Genomic DNA, 15,203 nt, shown 5'->3' with positions numbered 1-15,203 from the left:
ATCACCCGTCAACCATTGACGTCGCGCGAGACCATCCTGAAGACGTGCGCACAAATTTCGCATGCGGCCGGACTTGGTATCGTCGGCGACGGTGAAATATTCGGGTTAATATCGTCGTGACCTTCATCGCACAATGACCCACGCTACTCATTACGATTCTTGCCCGAAATGCCGGCACCGGCCATTGCCGGTGGATCAGTCCCTGCCTGCCGCGTGCCCAGCCTGCGGCCTGATCCTCGCCAAGTTTGCGGTGCCGTTGCCGCGCCAATCATTCGATGTATCGGCAGCTAATGGCGACACGGAACCCGGCCGCTTGCGGATGCTGACTCAGCAACTGCGCGAGGTCGTGCGATACGTCCCGCCGCATGTCGATCCGGCGGTATTCTGGGGGCGTGTGATCTTGATGGCGCTGTTCACGCTATGGGGATTGCGGCTGATCTGGATGGATCATCGCACCGGCGATATCGGCGCATCGTTCCTGCACGGTCCGCTGCTGGTGTTTCACGAAGCCGGGCACGTCATTTTTCGCCTGTTTGGCGAATTTGTGACCATCCTCGGCGGAACGCTTGGGCAGTTGCTGATGCCGGCCATCCTGTGCGGCGCACTCCTGGTCAAGAATCGCGACCCGTTCGGCGCGGCCATTGGACTATGGCTGGTCGGCGTGAGCCTGCTCGATGTGGCGCCGTATGTTTATGACGCGCTGCACCCGCAACTGGTGCTGCTGGGTGGCCGCACCGGCGAAGAAGGTGGGCACGACTGGATTTATTTGCTCAGCGAAACCGGGCTGCTGAAGCGTGCACACAGCCTGGGGTGGCTGGTGCACAAACTGGGTGCGTTGGTGGTGTTGAGTTCTATCGCCTGGGCAGGATGGATTCTCTGGCAACAGAAAACGCGCCTGGGCGATGCGCTGCTTGATGAGACCGATTCAACGGCGTCATAGCACCGCACTTACCTTCGAATATAGTCCAAAAAAACTCTAGCATTGGCGCGGCTTCCGGCGACTTTTCATCCTGTAAGCCTCACCAGTGCTAGAGTTTACTGCATAGGCCCGTCAACGCGACGACATCGCTGGATGCGAGTATTCACTCAATGACCGCCCTTCGCACCGCCGCCGCCCGTTCGTCCAAACGAACGCGTACCCACCGGCTTGTTATGGCCCGTACCGAGCGGATTGCCTTGCCGCCTTTGCTGCGACGGGGCGCCCGCGGGTTTTGCATGCGTCTTCGCCTGTCCGCGCCCTTGCCCCGGACGCGATTGCGAGCGTCCACCCGGACGATGCCCGGGGGTGCGCAATTGAATCGGCTCCGGCTTGGCATGCGGATCGGGCTCAAATCCCGGTATGACGACGCTGGGGATTTCGCGCTTGATCAGCCGCTCGATGGCGTGCAGAAAAGTGGCCTCGTCGATGCACACCAGCGAAATCGCTTCGCCGCTGGCGCCCGCGCGGCCGGTGCGGCCGATACGATGCACATAGTCTTCCGGGACATTGGGCAAATCAAAATTCACCACATGCGGCAATTGATCGATGTCGATGCCGCGCGCGGCGATATCGGTGGCGACCAGCACTTGCAGGTCACCGGTCTTGAATTCGGCCAGCGCCTTGGTGCGCGCGCCCTGGCTCTTGTTGCCGTGGATGGCGAGCGAGGTAATACCATCCTTGTTCAGCAATTCCGCCAGACGGTTGGCGCCATGCTTGGTGCGGGTGAACACCAGCACCTGATGCCAGTTCTGCGTTTTGATCAGATGCGCCAATAGTTGGCGCTTCTTGTCGCGATCCACCGGATGAATTTTTTGCGTGATTGCTTCGACGGTCGAATTGCGGCGCGCGACTTCGATCAGCGCGGGATTGTTAAGGAGATTGTCGGCCAGCGTTTTGATTTCGTCGGAAAAGGTCGCCGAGAACAGCAGGTTCTGGCGTTTCGGCGGCAGCAGTTTCAGCACGCGCTTGATATCGTGAATGAAACCCATGTCGAGCATGCGATCGGCTTCATCAAGCACCAGGATTTCGACGTGCGAAAGATCGATCGCCCTTTGCTGGTGAAGATCGAGAAGGCGGCCAGGGGTGGCCACCACGATATCGACGCCACGTTTCAGCGCCGCGATTTGCGGATTGATGCCGACGCCGCCGAAGATGACGACGGAAGAAAAACTGGCGTACTTGCCGTAGGTACGAACACTCTCTTCAACCTGTGCCGCGAGTTCGCGGGTTGGCGTGAGAATGAGCGCACGGACCGGCTTGGTTCCCGTGAGCTTTTTGGATTGCATAGTGGACAGGCGCTGCAGCAGTGGCAACACAAAACCGGCGGTTTTGCCGGTACCGGTCTGCGCGCCCGCGAGCAGATCACCGCCACCGAGCACGGCGGGAATCGCCTGCAACTGGATAGGAGTGGGTTGGGTATAGCCGTGTTCAGTGACGGCGCGCACGAGTGTCTCGGACAGGCCGAGGGAGGCGAATGACATGATTTACTTTTTTGAAAATAGTCGGCCTGTCACCACGGTGGGCGCCAGTCGGAGGCAAACGGAAGGGAGATTTACAACGTCAGAACTGACGACGGCGAGGGGGACTGGTCAATTCGCCGGATGCGCGCAGTATAACAGGCGAATCGCGAATCACCTATGAAAAACTTGCCGCGGATTGCACGGATGAAATCCGATTCCGGCCGTGAAGTTCGTGACAAGGATCTACGCAAATCTAGTCCAGCAACGCCTTCGCCGCGAACTCCATGTACCGATCGCGTGCCAGTGTTGCGACCGGGCCGACTGGCAACGCGCGCGATTCATAGCGAATGCACGGCGTCACTTTTCCAAAGTTGCCAGTATTGAAAATTTCCGCGGCTGTTTCGAGATCGGCTGGCATGACAATGCGCTCTTCTACCGCGATACCCTCCCTGGCAAGCAGTGAGATCACACGTGCGCGCGTGATGCCGGACAGGAATGTGCCATTCGCAACCGGTGTGACGGCTTTGCCCGCGGGCGTGACCAGGAAAATATTGGCGGTGGCGAATTCAGCGACACGGCCCTCGCCGTCGCAGACGACCGCATTGTCGAAGCCGCGTTGCTTCGCTTCGCGCAAGGCTCTGGTTGAATTCGGATAAAGGCAGGATGCCTTGGCGTCAGTCGGCGCCACGCTCGGATCGGGACGATGCAATACGGAAAGGCATGCTGAAAACCCGGTAAACGCGGGCATCGGCGCATCGAACAGGGTCAGCGCAAACGCAGATTTCTCGGGGACCGGAATCAGCAGGCCCTCGGTGCCGAACACCAGCGGGCGAATGTATAACTCCGCATCAGCGGGAAATCGTTTAATGCCTTCCCGGCACATTGTCATCATCTCGTCGACGGTGTACGGGCATTGCAGCCCCAGCCGCTCGGCGGAGCGGATTACCCGCTCAAGATGCAACCGGAGATCCGGCACCAGCCGGCGAATTGAGCGCGCACCGTCAAATACCGACGAGCCGAGCCACACGCTGTGATCCATTGCGCCAAACAGCGGCGTGTTGCCTTCGGTCCAATTGCCGTTGAAATACGTCTGATACATGCTGGTCCCGCGGTTGGTAGGAAGTACGCCATTATCCCAGCAATGGGAGCAAGCACGTGCACAGAAGCAAATCTGGAATTCAAAGAATCTTGGACCAGGCCTGTTGCCTGAATCCACTTACCCGCACGCTACAATGTCTGCGCCGCCCCAATCTCCTCCTTCTGAAAACACCTTTCCGCCCATGAAAATGAATCTTCCGGATGCTTCGCTCGCCGTGCGCATCATCGTCACCGGCGGAACCTTCGACAAGCACTATGACGCGATCAAGGGTGAGCTCACCTTCAGGAACTCGCACCTGCCTGCGATTCTGGAACAATCGCGCGTGACGATTCCGATCGAACTGGAAATCAACCAGCTCATCGACAGCCTGCACATGCTGGATGAACATCGCGAACTCGTATTAACCTCGTGCCGCAATGCGCCCGAGAAATGCATCGTCATCATTCATGGCACCGACACGATGGCGCAAACCGCGCAAGTGGTGGGACAAGCCGGGCTCGATAAAACAATCGTCTTCACCGGCGCCATGATTCCCTATTCGGTTCAGGGTTCGGATGCGCTATTCAATCTTGGTTTTGCAATGGCCGCCGCACAGTCGTTGACGCCGAACACTTACATCGCCATGAATGGCCGGGTGTTCACCTGGGATCAGGTCAAGAAGAACAAGGTTGAAGGCGTGTTTGAAGCCACGCGTATCGCCTGACTACTTCGCCACAGGTCGCCGCGGACGCTGTTTTGCCGATACCGATTTGATCATCAGGCGCGATGGTTGCGCTTTGTCGATGGCCGGATCCGCCATGCGCAGTGCTTCCTTCATCAATGTTTTCACCGCGGGATCGTCCAGCATGGCGGGCTTATCGAGCCGAATATGCCGCGCCGTGGTGCCGCTGCCTTTCAACAAACGCGCCGGATCCGGCAACGCGGGGCCGTTCTTCAGAAAGCACAGCGTCACCCAGCGGGGAAACACCGCCAATGAAAAGATGGCTTCGGACGTGCGTTCGCCAGGTGCGAAACCGATCGCCAATGCATTGTAATTGTCATAGACAAGCATGCTGGCGCCAGGCAATCTTGCAAGCATTTTTTCCATGGCTTCGCGCGCCTGCGAGGCGACATCCGGCGTGAACTTATCGATAAAACTGTCCAGCTGCTGTTGTGGCGTCAATCCTGGCATCGCGCACTCCTGAGCCTTGCGGAATAATCCAATATGCTACCCAAGCCAGCAAGGCATTAAGTACGAATCGGTATAGAAAGTCGCGCAACGCAATGCCGAACTCGAATAATGTGCGAGCGGCACCATCACCCGGCGTTCGCCTGGATACGCAGCATCTATTCGATTACCGCCATTGCGCCAAAAAAGGCAAAATCCCGTCGGTGGCCATCCTGAAGACTATTCCTTGCTGACGAGAAAATGCAAATTACGCGTTGCGCCCGCTGCGCGTGGCGACCGAACCCGCGCCCACACGTGCAATGACCGGTACGTCCCTGCGTAAATCCCACAGCTCTTCCTGCACGGACACCAGCGCACGGATCAACGGGTCGTGCTGGCGTTCGCGACGGTAAATGAACCAAAGCGTGGTGGTCAGCCTCGTGTCACTCCAAAGGCAGACTTCGCCGCTGGCGACTTTTTCGAGCGCCATATCCTCACGCATCAATGCAACGCCGAGACCTGACACCACCAGCGAGCTGATCACCGCCTCCTGATCAGCCTCGACAACCTTGCCGGGCTCGACGTCATACTTCCGCAAAAGCGTGTAAACGAGCTTGTGGTGGGTGCTGATCGGCGGCGGAATGATCCATGGCATCTCGGCGATCTCGGCCCAGCCAGCGTTCTGCAATCGATCCTTCCACTCCGCTGGCGCGGCGACGCGGTAGGCGACATCCCGAAGCGGCAGGCCGGCGATATCAGGGTTGCCAATCTCGCCGTAGTAGAAACTTGCGTCAAAATCACCGGAGACGACGCGCTCAAACGCAACGCCGGTCACTTCCTGATGGAGCTCAAGCTCAAGCATCGGGAATCGGGCAACAGCCGTATTCATGAATTGACCCAAGCGGATGAAATCCGGATCGCTCAGCGTGCCGATGCTCGCTTTTCCCACGACTTGCGCCTTGAGCCGCCGTGCTTCGTTTTGCAATGCCTGCGCCGCGGCAAGCACCTTTCCCGCACTGGCGAGCACGCGTTTACCGGCCGCCGTGAGCGTCATGCCGGCCGGCGTGCGGTCAAACAGTTGCAGTTCGAGCTCTTCCTCCAGCGCCTTGAGTTGGGCGCTCAGGGCAGGCTGGCTGACATGCAACTTTTCAGCCGCACGCGTCAATTGCCCGGCTTCGGCAATCGCGGCAAGACTTCGCAGCTGATAAAGCTCCATGAGGGGATATCCACAATCAAACAAGAATTCTACGGGAAAATGCTGTGCTGCAACAATTTTGTGACGGATATCAATAAAATCAATGCACTTCATCCAAACATACGATTGGATTTTGCCCTCCAATGGGCCGATATTGCAATTGTGCAACGCAACAATACCCCTAGAAGTTATCAGGAATTTCAGCGTAGCGACCGGAAACAGTCTATCCGCCTGCAACCGTTTGTTCCACCATCTTCCACACAATGGAGGTCTTTATGAATACCAATATGAATACCAATACGATCGACTATCGCACCATCGAAATATATATCCAGCGCGCCCGCCTTGAGCGCAGCCGCGTCATGGGTGAACTCATTGCCAACGGCATTTTCGCGCTCTGGAGTGGCACAACGCGCCTCGCCGACTACGTCTCCGCAAAAGTCAAGGCACTCGTCGAAACGCCTGACGAGTATTCGACCGCGCTGCCGCCCCATTTCTGATATCCGGTACTGCCGTACCGGACACGTCTCCTCCTCCATGCCTCACGGCGTGGATTCGGCCCCCGGCTTAGGTCGGGGGCCTTTTTATTCATCACCCAAGACGGAATAAACCATGACGATCCCTGTTCATCGCCTGAATCATTCCCACCTGGAACTGGTAAAACGGCATTTCGACGAATTATCCGACGACGACGTGCGCCTGCGCTTCGGCAACCTGCTTAACCTCGATGCCCGCCACGCTTACGTGGACGGCATTCGGTTTGAGCGCGATAGCGTGTTTGGCATCTACACCGACGAACTCACCTTGCTGGGTGTTGCACATTTGGCTTGCGTGGACGGTGCCGCCGAATTGGGTATCAGCGTTTTGCCGGCATATCGTGGACACGGCATCGGCACGGCACTGTTCAATCGTGCGGCGATGCGTGCACGCAATTTGCAAATCGTCGAACTCTTCATGCACTGTCTCACACAAAACGCCGCAATCATGCATATCGCGCGCAAGGCTGGCATGCGCATCATTGTCGATCATGCCGACGCGGACGCGTACCTGGAACTGCCACCCGGCAATCCGCTCACCATCGGTCAGGAACTCGTGCAGCAACAGCTTGCGCAGTTTGATTGGACACTGAAGGCCAATGTGGACTACCTGCGAAGAGTAACGCGGATCTGAAGCACGCCCAACACTGGTTTTGCGGCAATCTGAAATTGACCTGCCGCAATACCGGCAAGGCGCGCGGTCAGACAGCTTTGATTTATGTTGTGCGCGTAATTGGTTGCGGCAAGGCCGTCAACGCGCAGCCGGCGCCACAATGGCGCCCTCGATGCCATGGCGTTTCAGGGCATCCGCCACAAAGCCCGTGGACTTCATTTCTTCCACGAATGTGGCAACATAAGCGGCACCCGCCGGTCGGCCTTTCGGCACGGCCATCGCCTGATTGATGACCATGAATCGGCCGTCGAGCAAACGCAGGCCCGGCAAGCGTTTCGCGTCGGCCTGCAATTGCTGCTTCACACCAGCCGCGACCTCGATCTTCCCGGCCACCATCATGTCTGTCACTGCCGGCGAAGTCGCGGCACGCACCAGCTTCGCCTGTTTCAATTCGCGACTGAGGTACAGGTCGTATGCGCTGCCGCGACCGACCACCACACGCACGTTTTCGCGGTCGACATCTTCGTTGCGCTGGATCGGTGAATCGTATGGCACCAGGTAGGCCCCTTCGATCACAACATAGGCCGCCGTGAAATCGGTATCAGCCGCACGCACCGGATCGATGGCGAAAAACGCAATGTCCCAGGCGCCGGATTTGATTCCCTCAACAACCTTTCCCGCCGCCGTATAGATGACAAATTCGACCGGCAGCCCCACCCGCCTCGCCAGTTCACGCGCAAGATCAACAGACAGGCCGCGCGGCTCGCCGGTCACGACATCCCGCGTGGCAAGTATCGGATTGCCGTAATTGATGGCGGCGCGCAGTTTGCCCGATGGGGCCAGCTCCACGCGCGTGGCAGCGGATACCACCGCGGTTGGTGGTGTCGGCATAGATGTGCAGGCATTGAGCAACATGACGGCAACTATCAACAGGGGATTTCGCATGGGAGAAGCAATTATGCCGCCGTTACGCGATTGTGGCCATCTCGCTTGGGATTCCGCAAACGCTTGTCCGCTTCCGCAAATAGCTGGTCCCAGTCGACACCGTCCTCGGGGAACATCGCCAGCCCCCATTCAACTTTATCGACAGTTTCACCCCGCGGCAGTCAAAACCAACTTCCTGAGCGTCCGTGCGCAATCGTTCCGCCGCGCTTTCTGCGTTTGCTCGCGAGCCGTTTAATAGCATCACAAACTCTTCGCCACTGACGCGCCCCAAGGCGTCGCCGGCACGCCGCGTCCGGGCCAGGCTGCCGGCAACATGTCGCAACACCTCATCACCAATTGCATGGCCATAGCGGTCATTGATCTGCCCGAAGTTATCGATATCCAGAATCAGCAGCGCGAAATTCGTGCCATTCCGCACCGCCTGTGATTCCGCTTCCCTGAATTGACGCATGATTGCGCGGCGGTTTGGCACTTCAGTCAGCACGTCGGTGAAATCAAACTTGGCCAGCACGCGCTCCATTTTGACCAGTTCGATCCAGAACAGTGCCAACGTGCACGCCACGGCAACACCGATCTGCGCGATGACAAACAACGAGATCACCAGATCAATGCCATCGGCATCGCTGGCAAGGCTGGCCGTGTTGCTGGCAAAAGCGATGCGCAGCGTCGACAATGCGGCGGCCAGCAACATCATCCCTGCCAGGAAAATCGACGCGGCCGGTGCGGTTAGCCGTGGCGTACGCACCAGGCAGTAGGCGCCGATGACAAATGTGGCGATCGCAATGACAGCAGGCGCGATCAGGTTAATCAAAGATTGAGACGCCGTGCCCAGGTCGCCGTAATAGTTGGCATAAATCAGGATCGCGATTGCGATCGCCAGCGCGCCATATGCCCAGCGCCGATTCAAACGAAAATCGGTATTTTCGAGTACGCCCTCAATGGCAATGATCGGAGACCACGCAATCAGCGCGTTGCCCAGCGTGAGCGCTGTCGCTTCAGGGGCCGATCGCAGCATCGCGATGAACAATCCGGCAGCATAGATCAGCGTGCCCCATCCCCACCACCGCAATGCTGGCGCCGGACGCTCACCACGCGCCGCCAGCAAAGATATCGCGCCCAGCAGAAAATTGACGGCGAGGAAAGCGAAAACGACTGTCTGTATGCGGCTCATGTTCCTGGAGTACCTGATTCGGGTCGTGCGGTCTTGCCTGTGTCAATGTATCGTGCCACCCGTCAAGGTGGCCGGCCCGGCCGGGGGTACGGCCCGGTACGGCGTCACTTCTCGGTCAGTATCTTTTCAAGTGTTTGACGGGTATTTTCCAGTGAGCCCAGCCGCTTGGCATCATGGTGCGTGAACGCCGCCGCGACCTTGTGTCCCTGAAGGTTCTCTGCGTTGACAACTTCGATGGTGAATACCAGATTGTCTTTTCCCCAGATCTCCGGCGCATTCCACTTGCCGCGTCCCGAATACGGCAGTCGCAAGCTCTTGGTCACGCCGGGCAGGAGGGGCTCGTCGGCAAGCTTGTATTTGATGTCGTCGCTGAACAGCACTTTGCTGCTGACTGAGTCCGCGACCGCGCCGCGCAGGTAGAGATACGTAAGCCCGATATCGGTACCGTTTCTGACCTTGAAATCCATCACACTGATTTTTTCCGGACCGACGCTGTTGAAACGCAGCGTGGGCTCAATGATCGCGATGGGCGCAAGCGCTCCCTTTGATGACTCTTTGTCTTCGCTCATTTTTTTCAACTGGGCGATTTCGCGGTCAACGTTGACGAGTTGTCGGGCCGCTTCATCTTTTTTCCGCTTTTGTCCGGCGGCAATGATTTCGCGTCCGGTTTTGCCATTGACCAGCGGCATCAGTTGATCCGCGAGTTGTTCCGGACTCCTGGTGGATATTTTCTGAAGCGCGCCGATAATGCCGCCTTCGTAGCCAATGCTCACATCGGTGATGGCCAGTACCAGCAATGCGTCGTCGAGACGCGCGATTTCATCAGGTTTGGCGGATTTTTTTATCGCGGCGAGGCTGGACTCAAAGGACTTCTCACTCGTACCGTCGAACTTGCGATCGAGCCCCGACGAACAGGCCGACAGTATCAACATGATCGCCGCAAAGGCTATGGCGAGAACTTGTTTCATAGGGCGTTTCCCTTTTTTGAAATCGACCGGACCGACTCCTCCTCAATTGAGAAACTATAGCACCCCCGGATACTGGCGCAGCAAGGCGAATGCCGAAGCGATCAACACATCCCGCAAGCGTACCGGGACAGGCCAATTCGGCCTGGCGATTGGCTCCATATCACCGGCTTCCCAACAATCGATCCGCCAAGCATGAATATCAGGCGGCAACCGCCCGTTGTCCGGCACCGCATTTTCGAATCGAGCGTGGCCAAACAAACTCCAAAACCCTTTTTGAAACTCAAGCACTGGCGCGCCTTCCACGTCATTTTTCCTCTAAATGCGCGCCAGTGCTTGAGTTCGACAAGAAACGCCTGAAATCCGCCTTTCACGCCGCCTTCCACGATCTTCATCGTCGGCGCTGCCACGCTTACGTTTCCTGTCCGCGTGACTTCGTTGATCCAACACAAGTCGCGACGCGCAGGGTCGGCTACCATTTGACTGAAGGGCGGTGCAGCCAAGTGGCACGTGAATCATGGATACTTACTGAAATCCTGGGCGTCGGGCGCACATTCCGTACTCTCTCCTATTGGGCTATTCGGTGGCTGAGAAAAACAAAACTTTTCACACAGAGCAGCCTGCCCTGCGACGCAATGCCGTGGCCAGGACATTGAAGCGCAATTTGCGCGAGCCGATGCGAGCGCCCAAACGCGCGGGAAAAAAGCTCAACTTCAGCTCGCGGGTCGAGGCATGACGCCCATGCCAAAAAACCCGCGCGGAGCCAAGCGGCACAAAACGACATTGCGTGGCGGCGCGCAAGCGCAGCTTGCCCGCGCGCTTGAGAATGAGGCGCAGGCGAGAACCTGCGAGGAGTTTCTACACGATCTCCGCGTACACCAGACGGAACTGGAGCAGCAAAACGAAGAACTGCGGCGCACGCAGCTTGCGCTGGAAACTGCCCGGGATCGTTACCTGGATCTGTATGACTTCGCGCCCGTCGGCTACTTCACGCTGAACCTTGAGGGTGTCATCCTCGAAGTGAACCTGACCGGCGCGACTATGCTGGGTGAGGAGCGCAAGCAACTGCTGCGGCGCCGCTTTGCGCGCTATGTGGCACCGTCGCACAGCGACCGCTGGCGCCGGGATTTCATGAGCCTGCTGCAGACATCCGAGAAGCGGCACATCGAACTGGCGCTGCGGACCCGTGCCGGCTCGGCACTGCATGCCCAACTCGATTGCCTGCAAGTCACGACGAGCGGAGAAGCGACGGTGGTACGCATCGCGCTCACTGACATCAGCGCGCTCAAGGACGCGCAAGCCGACTTGCGCGTGGCCGCTACCGCGTTTGAATCGCAGGAAGCCATCATGATCACCGATGCCCGCTCGCACATTCTGCAAGTCAATCGCGCATTTGTAGACATGACCGGCTACCGTATCGACGAGATAATCGGGCAGACGCCGCGCATGTTCCACTCGGGTCGCCAAACCTCCGCTTTCTACAGCGCCATCTGGGAAAATATCCGCTTCACCGGCGCCTGGCAGGGTGAGATCTGGAATCAACGCAAGAATGGCGAGGTCTATCCTGCCTGGCTGACGATTACCGCGGTAACGGCGGCCGAAGGGGAAGTGACTCACTACGTCAGCACCATGACCGATATCTCGCGCCGCAAGGCACACGAAGAGGAGATTACGCGCCTCGCCTTCTACGATTCACTGACCGGCCTGCCCAACCGCCGGCTGATGATGGATCGCCTACACCAGGCCATGCTGGCCAGCGCCCGCATCAAGCGGGCGGGTGCGCTGATGTTCATTGACCTTGATCACTTCAAGACCATCAACGACACCCGTGGCCATGACAAAGGCGACCTGTTGCTCCAGCAGGTCGCACAGCGGCTCGTTGCCTGCATGCGCGACGGCGATACCGTGGCACGCTTGGGCGGCGACGAATTCGTGGTGATGTTGACCGATCTGAGCGATGCCCCCCACGAGACCGCCGATCAGGCGCGGGCCACCGCCGAGAAAATCCTGGCGGCCCTGAATCAGCCCTTCATCCTTGCGGATCACCCGTTCCACGGCAGCGCAAGTATCGGCATCGCCCTCTTTGCCGGTCAGGAAAATTCCATCGATGAGTTGCTGAAACGTGCGGATTTGTCGATGTACCAGGCCAAGGCGGCGGGCCGCAATGCATTGCGATTCTACGATTCAAATATTCAACTGGCGCTTTCGGCGCGCGCGACGCTCGAATCCGAGTTGCGGCTGGCGCTGCATGACGGGCAATTGTCGGTCCACTATCAACCGCAAGTGGATCGTGAACGGCGCATCACCGGCTGTGAGGCGCTGGTGCGCTGGCAACACCCGCGGCGCGGCCTGGTGTGGCCGGAGGAGTTCATCGTGGTTGCCGAAGATGCGGGACTGATTCAGCAGCTCGGCGCCTGGGTACTCGAGACCGCATGCATGCAGTTGGTGGCATGGAGCGCGCAACCGGACAAAGCGCACCTGACTATCGCGGTTAACGTCAGCGCGCATCAATTTCGCCACGCGGATTTCGTCGAACTGGTGATGACCGTGCTCAACGTCACCGGAGCCAACCCGCACAAACTTGTTTTGGAGCTGACCGAAAGCGTGATGCTGAGTAACGTCGAAGACGCGCACGCCAGGATGGCCGTGCTGAAGGCAAAGGGCATCATCCTGTGCCTGGACGATTTCGGTACGGGATATTCGTCGCTGTCGTACCTGAAGCGATTGCCGGTGGATCAATTGAAGCTGGACCTGTCATTTGTCCACGGCATGCTCACCGACCCCAATGCCGCGGCGATTGTCCGGAGCATCCTGTCGCTGGGGCAGAGCATGGGCAAAGAGGTGATTGCCGAAGGCATCGAAACCGAAGCGCAATGGGATTTTCTCATTGCGCTGGGATGCCAGGCGTTTCAAGGCTACCTGATTGGGTGGCCGGAGCCCGCTGCCATGAACATAGCCGGCGACGTAGCCAGCGATGTAGTCAGCGATGTAGTCAGCGCCCCGGCTTTACACGAACCGTCAGGCAAACCCTAGCACTGGCGCGGCTCTACAGACACAAATTGCCCAGATGGCGCACCAGTGCTTGAGTTTTAACTTTTTTTGCAGGTGTTTCCACGCTGGCGCATTAGTTGGAAAATAGTCGCACTCTTTAGTCGCAGTCCTTAACAACAAACGAAACTGGAGCATGAAATGATCGTCGGCACACCAAAAGAAATCAAAGACAACGAACGTCGCGTCGGGCTGGTCCCGGGTTCCGTGCATGAGCTGGTCGCGCGCGGGCATGAAGTCCTGATCGAGGCGGGTGCGGGTGTGGGTGCCGGCATCACCGATGATGAGTACCGTGCGGCGGGTGCGGAAATGGTCGCGACCGCGGAAGAAGTATTCGCCCGCGCCGAATTGGTGGTCAAGGTCAAGGAGCCGCTCGCCATTGAACGCAAACGCCTGCGCCGTGGACAGGTGCTGTTCACCTACCTGCACTTGGCGCCGGACGCCGTGCAAACCCAGGACCTCATCGCCTCCGGCGCGATCTGTATTGCCTATGAGACGGTGACATCCGCGCGCGGCGCACTGCCGCTGCTGACACCGATGTCCGAAGTAGCCGGCCGGCTTGCCCCGCAAGTGGGTGCACGCGCGCTCGAAGGATCAGCCGGTGGACGCGGCATCCTGCTGGGCGGCGTGCCCGGCGTGGCGCCGGCGGAAGTGGTGATTCTCGGCGGCGGCGTATCCGGCACGCACGCGGCCATCATTGCGCACGGCATGGGTGCCGATGTCACCATCCTGGATCGCAGCGCGGATGTACTGAAGCGCGTCGCGGTCGAGTTTTCGGGTCGCGTACGCACGGTGTTTTCCAGCAGCGCCAATATCGCGCATTACGCCGAGCGCGCCGACTTGCTGATTGGCACCGTGCTGGTTCCCGGCGCGGCGGCACCTAAGCTCATTACCCGCGACATCGTCAAGAGCATGAAACCCGGCAGCGCCATCGTCGACATTTCCATCGACCAGGGCGGCTGCGCGGAAACCTCGCGCCCGACCACGCACTCGAATCCCACCTACATCGAGCATGGCGTGGTGCACTATTGCGTGACCAATATGCCCGGTGCGGTGGCGCGTACGTCCACCTTCGCGCTCAACAATGTGACGCTGCCTTTCACGCTTGCCCTGGCCGACAAGGGCTGGCGGCAGGCGCTGAAGGATGATCCGCATCTTGGCGCCGGTCTCAATGTCGCGGATGGGAAGATCACCTGCGAGCCGGTTGCCAGCGCACAGGGGCTCGCGTATGTGCCGTTGAACGACGTGCTGGCGGCGGCGTAGCGACGAACGGAATGAGGTGGAGTATTTCGTGATCCGGTGAAGGAATCCTTAACCACGGCGAACACGGAGACCACGAAAAAACCCGGAAATACCCTTGCTTTTCCGCCGTGGTCTTTGTGTTCCCCGTGGTCAGGCCCTTGCGGTTGATATGACAAATCGGCAACTTCGCAATCGGCTGCGGTGCAAAGCTCATGCTTCCTTCGCCAACTCGCGCAACTTCATGACCGTGTTCCAGTTGCGGGCCGTCGCCGGTACGCCCAGCAATTTCTCGTAGCGCTCGGCAAGTTTCGATTGACCAAGGCCGCCCGGCGTATGCAGGTAGAACACTTTGCCGTCCAGCGCATACGCTTCGCCCTCGCGTTTGAGCGCGTCCATGCCCGCCAGATCCGGCTGCGTTGGCGCCTCCGCCAGAAATGCAATATGCAGGGTCTTTGGTTCCGCCTCCGCCTCCCGGAAAGGGTTCGCGATTGCAGCTCTCTCCAGTTCCTTCCGGGTGAGAAGCATCACGCGCGGTGAAAATCCATGGTTATTCAATACAGCGGCTTCGATACGCTTTGACAGGATCACGGCATCCGGCCCGCCGCCGCCAAATACCGCGTTTCCGCTCTGGATATAGGTCTTCACCTGCGTCCCGCCGAGCCCCTCGATGAGTGCCGTCAGGGCTTTCATCGGCAACATGTTGTTGCCGCCCACATTGATGCCGCGAAATAATGCGATCCAGATATTCATGCTGGTGCGCACCTCGCAATTGCTGCCAGCAGGTACATCGCGCTCAGCCGATC

Annotated in this window: 15 protein-coding genes; 6 read left to right on the top strand and 9 right to left on the bottom strand. The window is 58.7% G+C overall.

Annotated features, from left to right (window positions below):
- Positions 1 to 133 precede the first annotated feature (133 nt).
- Positions 134 to 940: a zinc ribbon domain-containing protein gene (locus IPP88_03385; GenBank protein MBL0121799.1), complete on the top strand. Its 807-nt coding sequence runs from the start codon at positions 134 to 136 to the stop codon at positions 938 to 940.
- 146 nt (positions 941 to 1,086) lie between these two features.
- On the opposite strand, the gene IPP88_03380 is transcribed toward IPP88_03385, so the two are convergent.
- Entirely contained in the window at positions 1,087 to 2,460 is a 1,374-nt protein-coding gene (locus IPP88_03380) for a DEAD/DEAH box helicase (GenBank protein MBL0121798.1), read from the bottom strand.
- A gap of 232 nt (positions 2,461 to 2,692) precedes the next feature.
- Positions 2,693 to 3,538 (bottom strand): branched-chain amino acid aminotransferase, encoded by an 846-nt coding sequence (locus IPP88_03375; protein ID MBL0121797.1) that lies wholly within the window; start codon positions 3,536 to 3,538, stop codon positions 2,693 to 2,695.
- A 187-nt stretch (positions 3,539 to 3,725) separates the two neighbouring features.
- Between IPP88_03375 and IPP88_03370 the strand changes: the two genes are divergently transcribed.
- The gene (locus IPP88_03370; protein ID MBL0121796.1) at positions 3,726 to 4,241 is read left to right on the top strand and encodes an asparaginase; all 516 of its coding nucleotides are present in this window, start codon (positions 3,726 to 3,728) and stop codon (positions 4,239 to 4,241) included.
- Here the strand turns inward: IPP88_03370 and IPP88_03365 are convergent, their stop codons facing one another.
- Together IPP88_03365 and IPP88_03360 are read right to left on the bottom strand one after the other, a co-directional pair.
- The gene (locus IPP88_03365) at positions 4,242 to 4,709 is read right to left on the bottom strand and encodes a hypothetical protein (protein ID MBL0121795.1); all 468 of its coding nucleotides are present in this window, start codon (positions 4,707 to 4,709) and stop codon (positions 4,242 to 4,244) included.
- 244 nt (positions 4,710 to 4,953) lie between these two features.
- Entirely contained in the window at positions 4,954 to 5,901 is a 948-nt protein-coding gene (locus IPP88_03360) for a LysR family transcriptional regulator (protein ID MBL0121794.1), read from the bottom strand.
- Positions 5,902 to 6,155: 254 nt separating this feature from the next.
- On the opposite strand from IPP88_03360, the gene IPP88_03355 reads away from it, so the two are divergent.
- Positions 6,156 to 6,380, top strand: a complete 225-nt coding sequence (locus tag IPP88_03355) for a hypothetical protein (protein MBL0121793.1) — start codon at positions 6,156 to 6,158, stop codon at positions 6,378 to 6,380.
- A 112-nt stretch (positions 6,381 to 6,492) separates the two neighbouring features.
- A complete protein-coding gene (locus IPP88_03350) occupies positions 6,493 to 7,050 on the top strand; it encodes a GNAT family N-acetyltransferase (GenBank protein MBL0121792.1) in 558 nt (185 codons plus the stop codon).
- Positions 7,051 to 7,167: 117 nt separating this feature from the next.
- Here the strand turns inward: IPP88_03350 and IPP88_03345 are convergent, their stop codons facing one another.
- The 4 genes from IPP88_03345 to IPP88_03330 form a co-directional block, all read right to left on the bottom strand.
- Positions 7,168 to 7,920 carry an ABC transporter substrate-binding protein gene (locus IPP88_03345; GenBank protein MBL0121791.1) on the bottom strand — a complete coding sequence of 251 codons (753 nt, stop codon included), beginning with the start codon at positions 7,918 to 7,920 and terminating at the stop codon, positions 7,168 to 7,170.
- 76 nt (positions 7,921 to 7,996) lie between these two features.
- Positions 7,997 to 9,145 (bottom strand): diguanylate cyclase, encoded by a 1,149-nt coding sequence (locus tag IPP88_03340; GenBank protein MBL0121790.1) that lies wholly within the window; start codon positions 9,143 to 9,145, stop codon positions 7,997 to 7,999.
- 104 nt (positions 9,146 to 9,249) lie between these two features.
- Positions 9,250 to 10,113 carry a hypothetical protein gene (locus tag IPP88_03335; protein ID MBL0121789.1) on the bottom strand — a complete coding sequence of 288 codons (864 nt, stop codon included), beginning with the start codon at positions 10,111 to 10,113 and terminating at the stop codon, positions 9,250 to 9,252.
- A 54-nt stretch (positions 10,114 to 10,167) separates the two neighbouring features.
- Entirely contained in the window at positions 10,168 to 10,416 is a 249-nt protein-coding gene (locus IPP88_03330; protein MBL0121788.1) for a hypothetical protein, read from the bottom strand.
- A 435-nt stretch (positions 10,417 to 10,851) separates the two neighbouring features.
- On the opposite strand from IPP88_03330, the gene IPP88_03325 reads away from it, so the two are divergent.
- Positions 10,852 to 13,143 carry an EAL domain-containing protein gene (locus IPP88_03325; protein ID MBL0121787.1) on the top strand — a complete coding sequence of 764 codons (2,292 nt, stop codon included), beginning with the start codon at positions 10,852 to 10,854 and terminating at the stop codon, positions 13,141 to 13,143.
- A 156-nt stretch (positions 13,144 to 13,299) separates the two neighbouring features.
- Positions 13,300 to 14,421, top strand: coding sequence for an alanine dehydrogenase (ald, locus tag IPP88_03320; protein ID MBL0121786.1), 1,122 nt, complete (start codon positions 13,300 to 13,302; stop codon positions 14,419 to 14,421).
- A gap of 189 nt (positions 14,422 to 14,610) precedes the next feature.
- Here the strand turns inward: ald and IPP88_03315 are convergent, their stop codons facing one another.
- Positions 14,611 to 15,150 carry a DUF1697 domain-containing protein gene (locus tag IPP88_03315; protein MBL0121785.1) on the bottom strand — a complete coding sequence of 180 codons (540 nt, stop codon included), beginning with the start codon at positions 15,148 to 15,150 and terminating at the stop codon, positions 14,611 to 14,613.
- Positions 15,151 to 15,203: the final 53 nt, after the last annotated feature.

Source organism: Betaproteobacteria bacterium, from assembly GCA_016720925.1.
Classification (GTDB): Bacteria; Pseudomonadota; Gammaproteobacteria; order Burkholderiales; family Usitatibacteraceae; genus UKL13-2.
Note: the sequence above shows the minus strand (reverse complement) of the source record. Positions and strands in the feature narration are given on the sequence as shown.